This window comes from Streptomyces sp. adm13(2018), from assembly GCF_008042145.1.
In the GTDB taxonomy this organism is placed as follows: Bacteria; Actinomycetota; Actinomycetes; order Streptomycetales; family Streptomycetaceae; genus Streptomyces.
In genome coordinates this window covers 817,106-826,851 of the sequence record NZ_RDBH01000129.1, presented here as the reverse complement: position 1 = coordinate 826,851, position 9,746 = coordinate 817,106, and the positions used below count along the sequence as shown (strand labels likewise).

The following is a 9,746-nucleotide window of genomic DNA, read 5'->3' as shown; positions in this document are numbered from 1 at the left end:
GGCGCGCCGGTCCGCCGCGCCCGCCCGGCCCGGCCCGTCCGGCTGGGACCCCGCTCCGTCACCGCGCTGGCCCTCGTCTCGCTCGTCGGTCTCTTCGCCTTCTGCTGGCCGCTCTTCGCGGATGCGGGTTCCGCCGTGACCTCGCACGCCGGGGACGCCCCGTGGCTGTTCGCGGCCCTGCTGCCGCTCCTGGTCGCGGTGGTCGTGGCGACGATCGCGGACTGCGGCATGGACGCGAAGGCGGTGGCCATGCTGGGCGTGCTGGCCGCCGTGGGCGCGGCCCTGCGGCCGCTGGGCGCGGGCACGGCCGGCCTGGAGCCGATGTTCTTCCTGATGGTGCTGAGCGGCCGGGTCCTGGGGCCGGGCTTCGGGTTCGTCCTCGGCGCGGTGACGATGTTCGCGTCGGCGCTGCTCACCGGCGGTGTGGGGCCGTGGATGCCGTTCCAGATGCTGTCGATGGGGTGGTTCACCATGGGCGCCGGGCTGCTGCCGGGGCCGTGGCTGCGGGGCCGGGGCGAGCTGCTGATGCTGTCCGCGTACGGGTTCGTGGCGGCCTTCGCGTACGGCACGATCATGAATCTCCAGGGCTGGGTGCTGCTCCAGGGCCTGAGCAGCGGCATCTCGTTCCAGCCGGGGGCGCCGCTGCACGAGAACCTGGTCCGCTTCCTGGCCTACATCGCCGCCACCTCCCTCGGCTGGGACCTGGGGCGGGCCGTCCTCACCGTGGTCCTCACCCTCACCGTCGGCGGCACGCTCCTGAAGGCGCTCCGCCGGGCCACGCGGCGGGCGAACTTCGAGGCCCAGGTCACATTCGAGGGCCCCGGGAGGCCCTCCCCGGGTGAGCCGCCCCACAGGACCTACGTCACGTACGACGCGGAATAGTAGCCGGGCGCTACCGGGTCAAACCTCCCACATCAGGTCATGACCTGCGGAAACCTCCCGTACCCCCTGCGGGGGACGAGGGCCCCGGGTCCGAACCTTCCTCGTACAGGGGGTCGTTGCATCGGCGTTCCGGCCCTGCTTCTCTGGTGGACGTCGCCAGGCAGCCGGTGCTCACCGCAGCGCCTCGGACGGCCGGTCCCCCCAGTTCCCGGGTTCCCCGGGCTCTGGTTCCGGCTTGCCGAAATCGTCCGGCGCGCCCCTTGTCCCCGAAGTTAGGCAGAGATCTTGATCCGCTCGATCACCACCCGTGTCGCCGCCCGCAAGCGGACCCTCGCCGGCACCGCGGCCGTCCTGCTCGCCGCCTCCGGTGCGGTCATCGGCACGACCGGCTCGGCTTCCGCCGCCAGCCCGCAGGACGTCGCACGCAAGATCGTGCCCGCCTCGCAGTACGCCTCGTTCAGCAAGATCGTCGAGCACGAGTCGCACTGGAACCACCAGGCCACCAACTCCTCCAGCGGCGCCTACGGCCTCGTCCAGGCCCTCCCGGCCTCGAAGATGTCCTCGGCCGGCTCCGACTGGAAGACGAACCCCGCCACCCAGATCAAGTGGGGTCTGAACTACATGAACGAGCGCTACGGCTCCCCGAACGCCGCCTGGGCGTTCTGGCAGGCCAACGGCTGGTACTAAGAGTCACCGCCGCCCGAGCGCCCACCCGCAAGGCCCCGCCTCCCGTCAGGGAGGGCGGGGCCTGCGGCGTTTCCGGACACTCCGCCGAGAAGCCCTAGAGCCGCTGGATGATCGTCCCGGTCGCCACCGCGCCGCCCGCGCACATGGTGATCAGGGCGAACTCCTTGTCGGCGCGTTCCAGCTCGTGCAGGGCCGTGGCGATCAGCCGGGCGCCGGTGGCCCCGACGGGGTGGCCGAGGGCGATGGCGCCGCCGTTGACGTTCACCTTCGCGAGACCGTCCAAGTCCCGATCGAATTCCTGCGCCCAGCTCAGCACGACCGATGCGAAGGCCTCGTTGATCTCGACGAGGTCGATGTCACGGAGCGACATCCCGGCCTTCCCGAGGACGGCCCGGGTGGCGTCGATCGGTCCGTCGAGGTGGAAGTGCGGGTCCGCGCCGACCAGTGCCTGGGCGACGATCCGGGCGCGGGGCTTGAGCTTGAGGGCGCGGGCCATGCGCTTGGAGGCCCACAGCAGCGCGGCGGCGCCGTCGGAGATCTGGGAGGAGTTCCCGGCGGTGTGGACGGCCGTCGGCATCACGGGCTTGAGGCGGGCGAGGCCCTCCATGGTGGTGTCCCGCAGCCCCTCGTCCCGGTCGACGAGCCGCCACATGCCCTGCCCGGCCGCCTGCTCCTCCTCCGTGGTGGGGACCTGGACGGCGAAGGTCTCGCGCTTGAAGCGCTCCTCGGACCAGGCCTTCGCGGCGCGCTCCTGGGAGAGCAGGCCGAGGGAGTCGACGCGTTCGCGGGTGAGGCCGCGGTGGCGGGCGATGCGCTCGGCGGCCTCGAACTGGTTGGGGAGGTCGACGTTCCACTCGTCGGGGAAGGGCTTGCCGGGACCGTGCTTGGACCCGGACCCGAGCGGGACGCGGGACATGGCCTCGACGCCGCAGCTGATCCCGATGTCGATGACGCCGGCCGCGACCATGTTGGCGACCATGTGGCTCGCCTGCTGCGAGGAGCCGCACTGGCAGTCGACCGTGGTCGCCGCCGTCTCGTAGGGGAGGCCCATGGTGAGCCAGGCCGTGCGGGCGGGGTTCATGGACTGCTCGCCGGCGTGGGTGACGGTGCCGCCGACGATCTGCTCGACGCAGTCGGCGTGGATGCCGGTGCGCCCGAGGAGTTCCCGGTAGGTCTCGCCCAGGAGGTAGGCGGGGTGCAGGTTGGCGAGCGCGCCTCCGCGCTTGCCGATGGGGGTGCGTACGGCTTCGACGATGACGGGTTCCGCGGCCATGAGCTCGTCCTCTCCTCGACCGGACGGGGCGTCCCGGCATCCCGTCGGTCGGCGTCACGGGGGAACTAGTACGCGTTCTAGTTCTGAGTGCAGTCTTATGACTGCTACCGCGGGTACGCAAGGGTCCGGGAGGCAACACTTCCCGTTCCGGGCCTTGCTACTTGAAGAACTCGTTACTAACTTTCCCGGCAACTTCTGATGGTCCATCAGATATGGAGAGTGTTGCCGATGGCCGCCTGCCCCCACCTCCCCGACGGGCGTCTTCCCGAGGGGTTCGACGCCACCGACCCCGATCTGCTCCGCGACCGCGTCCCGTTCCCGGAGTTCGCCCGGCTGCGGCGGACGGCACCGGTCTGGTGGTGCTCCCAGCCGCCCGGCGTCACGGGCTTCGCGGACGGCGGGTACTGGGCCGTCACGCGCCACGCCGACGTCAAGTACGTCTCCACGCACCCCGAGTTGTTCTCCTCGAACGAGAACACGGCCGTCATCCGCTTCAACGAGCACATCTCCCGGGACCAGATCGAGGTTCAGAAACTGATCATGCTCAACATGGACCCGCCCGAGCACACCCGGGTCCGCCAGATCGTCCAGCGCGGCTTCACCCCCCGGGCCATCCGGAACCTGGAGACCGCCCTGCGCGACCGGGCGCACGCCATCGTCGCCGAGGCACGGAACGGCGCGGACCCCGACGGCACCTTCGACTTCGTCACCCGGGTCGCCGTCGAGCTCCCCCTCCAGGCCATCGCCGAACTCATCGGCGTCCCCCAGGAGGACCGTTCCCGCATCTTCGACTGGTCGAACAAGATGGTCGCGTACGACGACCCCGAATACGCCATCACCGAGGAGATCGGCGCCGAGGCGGCGATGGAACTCATCGGCTACGCGATGAACATGGCCGCCGCGCGCAAGAAGTGCCCGGCCGCCGACATCGTCAGCCAACTCGTCGCGGCCGAGGGCGAGGGCAACCTCTCCTCCGACGAGTTCGGCTTCTTCGTCCTGCTGCTCGCCGTCGCCGGCAACGAGACCACGCGCAACGCCATCAGCCACGGCATGCACGCCTTCCTCACCCACCCGGACCAGTGGGAACTCTTCAAGCGGGAGCGGCCGGCCACCGCCGCCGAGGAGATCGTGCGCTGGGCGACCCCCGTCGTCTCCTTCCAGCGGACCGCGACCCAGGACACCGAACTCGGCGGGCAGCAGATCGCCAAGGGCGACCGCGTCGGCCTCTTCTACTCCTCCGCCAACAACGACCCCGAGGTCTTCACCGAACCCGAGCGCTTCGACATCACCCGCGACCCCAACCCCCACCTCGGCTTCGGCGGCGGCGGACCCCACTTCTGCCTGGGCAAGTCCCTCGCCATCAAGGAGATCGAGCTGATCTTCAACGCGCTCGCGGACGCCCTGCCCGACCTGACCCTCACGGGCGAACCGCGCCGGCTGCGGGCCGCCTGGCTGAACGGCGTGAAGGAACTACGGGTGAGGACGGGGGCGTAGACAGCGGGTCGGGGCACCTCGACGTACGGCGTGCGGAACCGCCCTCCCGTCCCGCACGTCCCACCCCGCATGCGGGGGACACACAGAATCCTGACCACCATCGTCGCGCTGCTCGCGCTCCAGCTCGGCTCGCTCGTCGCACCGGCGTACGCCTGCGGCTGCGGCGCCATGATCCCGACCAGGGACCAGCGGATCGGCGTCGACCGCGAGGAGTCGGCGGTCCACTGGGACGGCCGCACCGAGACCGTCGTCATGCGCTTCCGCGTCCACGGCAACGCCTCCCGGGCCGCCTGGATCATGCCCGTACCGCAGCGCGCCGACGTCACCCTCGGCGAACCGGAACTCTTCGACGCGCTCGACCGGCTGGCCGCCCCCGAGCAGCGCGACCGCACGTACTTCTGGCCGCGTACGGGCGACTGGCCGTTCGACAGCGGGTACGGCGACGGCTCGGCCGCCGGCGCCCCGCCGCCCGGCGCGAGCGGGGTCGGCGTCGTCGGACGCGAGCGCCTCGGCCCCTTCGACGTCGCCCGGCTGACGGCGACCGACCCGAAGGCCCTCGGCGGCTGGCTCCGCGCCCACGGCTTCGACCTCCCCGAGCGGCTGACCGACGCGCTCCAGCCCTACGTGGAGCGGCGGTGGGAGTACGTCGCCGTCCGCCTCGCCCCCGAGGAGGAGAACACCGTCCTCCAGGGCGAGCTGACCCCGCTCCGCATCACCTTCAACTCCACCGAACTCGTCTACCCCATGCGGCTCTCCCGTCTCGCCAGGAGCTCCCAGAGCCTCGGCCTCTCCGTCCTCTCCGAGCACCGGATGGAGCCCCGCTCCGCGATCGGCGGCGACGCCCCCGAGGTGACGTTCGCCGGCCGGATCGAGCGACCCGACGGCGCCGTCGCCCGGCTGGCCGGAGACCGGTCGGTCCATCTCACCGTCCTGGAGCAGGAGTTCCCGCACCCGGAGCGGATCGACGACGACCACCACCTGCGGACCGTCGCCGACACCCCGTACCGGCGGGTCGAGTACACCGACCGGCTGCTCACGGTGGCCGGCGGAATCCCCGTGTGGCTGCTGACCGTCGGCGGCGGCCTGCTCCTCGCGGCGCTCGGGACGCTCCTGGCCGTACGGGTAGCACGGCGCCGCCCGGCACTCCGCCCCGGTGTACGTTCGACCGCATGACGAACCCTCAGTGGCACGCGGTCGACGCCTACTTCGCCGAGACGATCACCCCCGCCGACGAGGCGCTGACCGCAGCGCTCGACGCCTCCACGGCGGCCGGACTCCCCGAGATCGCCGTCGCCCCCAACCAGGGCAAGCTGCTCCAGCTGCTCGCCCTGACGCAGGGCGCCCGGACCATCCTGGAAATCGGCACCCTCGGCGGCTACAGCACGATCTGGCTGGCCCGGGCCCTGCCCGCCGACGGCCGGCTGATCACCCTGGAGTACGACCCGGCGCACGCGGACGTCGCCCGTGCGAACCTCGCCCGCGCCGGCCTGGACAAGCTCGTCGAGGTCCGGACCGGCGCCGCCCTGGACAGCCTGCCGGGCCTGGAGGCGGAGGGCGCGGGCCCCTTCGACCTGGTCTTCATCGACGCCGACAAGGTCAACAACCCGCGCTACGTGGAGTGGGCCCTCAAGCTCTCCCGCCCGGGCACGCTGATCATCGTGGACAACGTGGTGCGCGGCGGCAGGATCACGACCCCGGACCCGAGCGACCCGGCGATCACCGGCACCCGTGAACTCTTCGACCTCGTCGCCGCCGAACCCCGCCTGGACGCGACCGCCGTCCAGACCGTCGGCGCCAAGGGCTACGACGGACTCCTCCTCGCCCGCGTGGTGCGCTAGCGGCCCGTCGCGGGCCGGCGGCCCCGTCCTCACACCGCCTTGACCGGCGGATGTACGAGACTGCACGTATGCGATCAAGGCCGGGCGCGGCGCCCGGCCCGTACGTCCCGAGAGGTGTCAAGTGCCCAGTGTGGTGAAGATCAACGTGCTGACCGTGCCGGCCGAGCAGCGTGAGGTCCTGGAGCAGCGGTTCGCCTCGCGGGCCGGGGCCGTCGAGGGGTCCGACGGGTTCGAGTGGTTCGAGCTGCTGCGTCCCGTCGAGGGCACCGACCAGTACCTCGTGTACACGCGCTGGCGCAGCGAGGAGGACTTCCAGGCCTGGATGAACGGCTCCATGAAGGCCGCGCACGGAGGCGGCGCGGGTGGTTCGGAAGGGGGCTCCGCGGGCGGTTCCGAGGGCGGCGCGGAGGGTGGCGGGCGGCCGAAGCCCGCGGCCACCGGCGCCACCCTCTGGTCCTTCGAGGTCGTCCAGCAGGCCTCCCCGCGGGGCTGATCCCGCCGCCCGGAAAACCGGGCGCGCCCCGGGCCGTGCGCGCCGCACAATGGCGCGCATGACCTGGACCTTCTCCCCCGAGCACGTCGACACCCCGGACGCCGCCGCCCTGCGCCGCGACTACCTGGACGACGTCGCGAGCCGCTACTGGAAGCGCCCCGCGACACCGGAGGAACTCGACGAGTACCTCACCGGCGACGGCGCCGAGCGGCTGGCCCCGCCGACCGGCCGGTTCCTGGTCGCGCGGTACGAGGGCGAGCCGGCCGGCTGCGGCGGAGTGCTCGTCCTCGACGGGGGCCGTGCCGAACTGACCCGCATCTTCCTGCGGCACGCCTTCCGCGGCCGGGGCGGGGCGGGGGCGCTCCTGGACCGTCTGGAGGACGAGGCACGCGGGCTCGGCGCCCGCCGGATGGTCCTGAACACGCGCCTCGACCTGGTCGAGGCGCGTGCCCTGTACACCCGGCACGGGTACGACGAGATTCCGGCGTACTGCACGGGCCCGTACATGGACGTCTGGTACGGCAAGGACCTCTGAGGGCCCCCTCCCCGCGGGCCGGGGCGCCCGGGATTCGTCAGGGGCGGGAACCGCCGGGCGGATCGGGGTCGTGGGGGCGTTCGGCGTCCGATCCGCTGAGTTCCGCGGTCAGCTCCTCGACGAGTTTCACCAGGTCGGTGGGCCGGTCCGGCCCCCACCAGTCGCCGAGCAGCTCGGCGAGGGACTCCTCGCGGGCCGCCGCGAGCCGGGTCGCGGCCCCCACGCCCTCCTCGGTGAGGATCAGCTGGGTGCCCTCCCGCAGGACCAGGCTCCGCTCCTCCACCTGGCGCGAGGCCCGGGTGATCACCTCCAGGGGCACCGGTACGTGCTCGGCGAGCCGGGCGGGTTCGACGGTGCCGTGACGGCGGATCCGCAGCAGCAGCCAGCTCGCGGCGGGCAGCAGGTCGAGCCCGGCGCGGGCGGTGATCCTCTCGTAGACCGCCTTGCGCCCCTCGCGGGAGCCGAGGACGGACAGGGCGCGGGCGCACTCCTCGTACGAGGAGCGCTCGACGGGGTTGGACGCGAGCGTCTGGCTGGTGTCGGGCGCGGTGACCGAGCCCCGCAGCTTGTCCTCCTTGAGGAACCAGGCCACGACGAAGGCGACCAGGACGACGGGCGCCGCGTACAGGAAGACGTCGGTGATGGACGAGGCGTACGCGTGGAGCACGGAGGGGCGCAGTTCGGCCGGGAGCCGTGCGACCGTGCGCGGGTCGGCGGCGACCTGCTCGGGGCCGACGCCGGGCGGCAGGGCCTGCCCCGCGGCGGCGGCGAACACCTCGTCGAGCTTGCCGGTGAGCCGGCTGGTGAAGATCGTGCCGAAGACGGCGACGCCGAACGACGCCCCGATGGAGCGGAAGAAGGTGGCACCGGAGGTGGCGACGCCGAGGTCCGCGTACGGGACGGAGTTCTGCACGACCAGGACGAGGACCTGCATCACCAGGCCGAGGCCGGCGCCGAAGACGAAGAAGCAGAGGCTCATCTCCCAGGTGGAGCTGTTCTCCGACAGCCCGTGGAGCAGCAGCAGTCCGACGCAGGTGACGCCGGTGCCCACGATCGGGAAGACCTTCCAGCGGCCGGTGCGGGAGACGATCTGCCCGGAGCCCGTCGACATGATCAGCATGCCGGCCACCATCGGCAGCATGTGCACGCCGGACATGGTGGGCGTGACGCCCTGCACCACCTGGAGGAAGGTCGGCAGATAGGTCATGGCGCCGAACATGGCGAAGCCGACGACGAAGCTGATGACCGCGACCAGGCTGAACGTCCGGATCCCGAAGAGCCTGAGCGGGATGACCGGCTCGGCCGCCCGCCGCTCGACCCGCACGAAGCAGACGAGGAGGACGGCGCCGAGCACGGCGAGCCCGATGATCTGCGGCGAGTCCCACGCCCAGGTGGTGCCGCCGAGCGAGGCCACCAGGACCAGACAGGTGGCGACGGAGGCGATGAGGAAGGTGCCGAGGTAGTCGATGGTGTGCCGGGCGGAGCGGACCGGGATGTGCAGGACGGCCGCGATCACGAAGAGGGCGACGATGCCGATCGGCAGGTTGATGTAGAAGACCCAGCGCCAGGAGAGCTGCTGGGTGAAGACCCCGCCGAGCAGCGGACCGAGGACGCTGGTGGTGCCGAAGACGGCGCCGAAGAGGCCCTGGTACTTGCCGCGCTCCCGGGGCGACACCAGGTCCCCGACGATCGCCATCGACAGGACCATGAGGCCGCCGCCGCCGAGGCCCTGGACCGCGCGGAAGGCGATGAGCTGCGGCATGTTCTGGGCGATGCCGCAGAGCGCGGAGCCGATGAGGAAGAGGACGATCGCCGCCTGGAAGAGCTTCTTGCGCCCGTACTGGTCGCCGAGCTTGCCCCACAGCGGGGTGGCCGCCGTGGACGCCAGCATGTAGGCGGTGACCACCCAGGACAGGTGCTCCATGCCGCCGAGCTCGCTGACGATGGTCGGCAGCGCGGTGGAGACGATGGTCTGGTCGAGGGCGGCCAGCAGCATGCCGAGGAGCAGCGCGCCGATCGCCACGAGGACGGTGCGGTGGCCCTGCCCCTGCCCGGGCCCCGGAGCGCCGCCGCCGAGCTCGGGCGGGCTGACGTGCTGGGCCATGGGCGTCTCCTCGGGGCGTCGCGTCGGGCGTCCCGCCGGACGCGCCATGGGACGGCGTCTCCATCCTGGTCCGAATGTCCGGATACGGCCTGGCGGAGGGCGCACCCGGGTGCAGTCCGCGCCGTCCTGCCGGCCGCCTGTTCGTTGCCCGGCGGGGGCTGGGCTGCATAATCGCCAGCAGTTGTCTCGGGGAGGGGACCCATCATGAGCGGACACATCTGTCCTGAATGCGGTGTACAGAGACCTGGCTGCGCCTGCGCCCGGGCTGAACTGGCTGCGGCCGAGGACTTCGATCCGCTCCGGATCAGGCCGTACGTGACGCTGGACGCACCGGACGGCGRCGCGGTGGTCTCGCGCGGGGTCGGCGAGGACGACGTCGGCTCCGGAGTCCGCGACGAGGCGGAGGCGGAGGGTGACTCGGACACGGCGAGGTTCAGGGA

Annotated in this window: 9 protein-coding genes; 7 read left to right on the top strand and 2 right to left on the bottom strand. The window is 72.0% G+C overall.

What is annotated here, in order from left to right:
* Positions 1-882 (top strand): ECF transporter S component (locus tag EAO70_RS20355; protein ID WP_410091299.1); only part of this gene is annotated, 882 nt, incomplete at its 5' end.
* A 285-nt stretch (positions 883-1,167) separates the two neighbouring features.
* Positions 1,168-1,569, top strand: coding sequence for a transglycosylase SLT domain-containing protein (locus EAO70_RS20350; protein WP_148004302.1), 402 nt, complete (start codon positions 1,168-1,170; stop codon positions 1,567-1,569).
* 94 nt (positions 1,570-1,663) lie between these two features.
* Here the strand turns inward: EAO70_RS20350 and EAO70_RS20345 are convergent, their stop codons facing one another.
* Positions 1,664-2,842, bottom strand: coding sequence for a steroid 3-ketoacyl-CoA thiolase (locus EAO70_RS20345; protein ID WP_148004301.1), 1,179 nt, complete (start codon positions 2,840-2,842; stop codon positions 1,664-1,666).
* A gap of 228 nt (positions 2,843-3,070) precedes the next feature.
* Here EAO70_RS20345 and EAO70_RS20340 point away from each other — a divergent pair, with 228 nt between their 5' ends.
* The 5 genes from EAO70_RS20340 (at position 3,071) to EAO70_RS20320 (ending at position 7,202) form a co-directional block, all read left to right on the top strand.
* Positions 3,071-4,336: a cytochrome P450 gene (locus tag EAO70_RS20340; protein ID WP_148004300.1), complete on the top strand. Its 1,266-nt coding sequence runs from the start codon at positions 3,071-3,073 to the stop codon at positions 4,334-4,336.
* A gap of 69 nt (positions 4,337-4,405) precedes the next feature.
* Complete coding sequence (locus EAO70_RS20335; RefSeq protein ID WP_148004299.1) at positions 4,406-5,509, top strand: DUF2330 domain-containing protein; 1,104 nt, start codon at positions 4,406-4,408, stop codon at positions 5,507-5,509.
* Positions 5,506-6,174 carry an O-methyltransferase gene (locus tag EAO70_RS20330; RefSeq protein ID WP_148004298.1) on the top strand — a complete coding sequence of 223 codons (669 nt, stop codon included), beginning with the start codon at positions 5,506-5,508 and terminating at the stop codon, positions 6,172-6,174. The genes EAO70_RS20335 and EAO70_RS20330 overlap by 4 nt, the downstream gene beginning before the upstream one ends.
* A 121-nt stretch (positions 6,175-6,295) precedes the next feature.
* Positions 6,296-6,667, top strand: coding sequence for an antibiotic biosynthesis monooxygenase family protein (locus EAO70_RS20325; protein WP_148004297.1), 372 nt, complete (start codon positions 6,296-6,298; stop codon positions 6,665-6,667).
* Between the two features lie 49 nt (positions 6,668-6,716).
* Positions 6,717-7,202, top strand: a complete 486-nt coding sequence (locus tag EAO70_RS20320; RefSeq protein ID WP_148004296.1) for a GNAT family N-acetyltransferase — start codon at positions 6,717-6,719, stop codon at positions 7,200-7,202.
* A 37-nt stretch (positions 7,203-7,239) separates the two neighbouring features.
* Here EAO70_RS20320 and EAO70_RS20315 read toward each other — a convergent pair whose 3' ends face one another.
* Positions 7,240-9,306, bottom strand: coding sequence for an MDR family MFS transporter (locus EAO70_RS20315; RefSeq protein ID WP_148004295.1), 2,067 nt, complete (start codon positions 9,304-9,306; stop codon positions 7,240-7,242).
* Positions 9,307-9,746 lie beyond the last annotated feature (440 nt).

What these genes read in the sequence shown, in the direction of transcription:
- EAO70_RS20345 (WP_148004301.1), bottom strand. Translation starts at nt 2,842, where the DNA reads ATGGCCGCGGAACCCGTCATCGTCGAAGCCGTACGCACCCCCATCGGC.
- EAO70_RS20340 (WP_148004300.1), top strand. Translation starts at nt 3,071, where the DNA reads ATGGCCGCCTGCCCCCACCTCCCCGACGGGCGTCTTCCCGAGGGGTTC.
- EAO70_RS20335 (WP_148004299.1), top strand. Translation starts at nt 4,406, where the DNA reads ATGCGGGGGACACACAGAATCCTGACCACCATCGTCGCGCTGCTCGCG.
- EAO70_RS20330 (WP_148004298.1), top strand. Translation starts at nt 5,506, where the DNA reads ATGACGAACCCTCAGTGGCACGCGGTCGACGCCTACTTCGCCGAGACG.
- EAO70_RS20320 (WP_148004296.1), top strand. Translation starts at nt 6,717, where the DNA reads ATGGCGCGCATGACCTGGACCTTCTCCCCCGAGCACGTCGACACCCCG.
- EAO70_RS20315 (WP_148004295.1), bottom strand. Translation starts at nt 9,306, where the DNA reads ATGGCCCAGCACGTCAGCCCGCCCGAGCTCGGCGGCGGCGCTCCGGGG.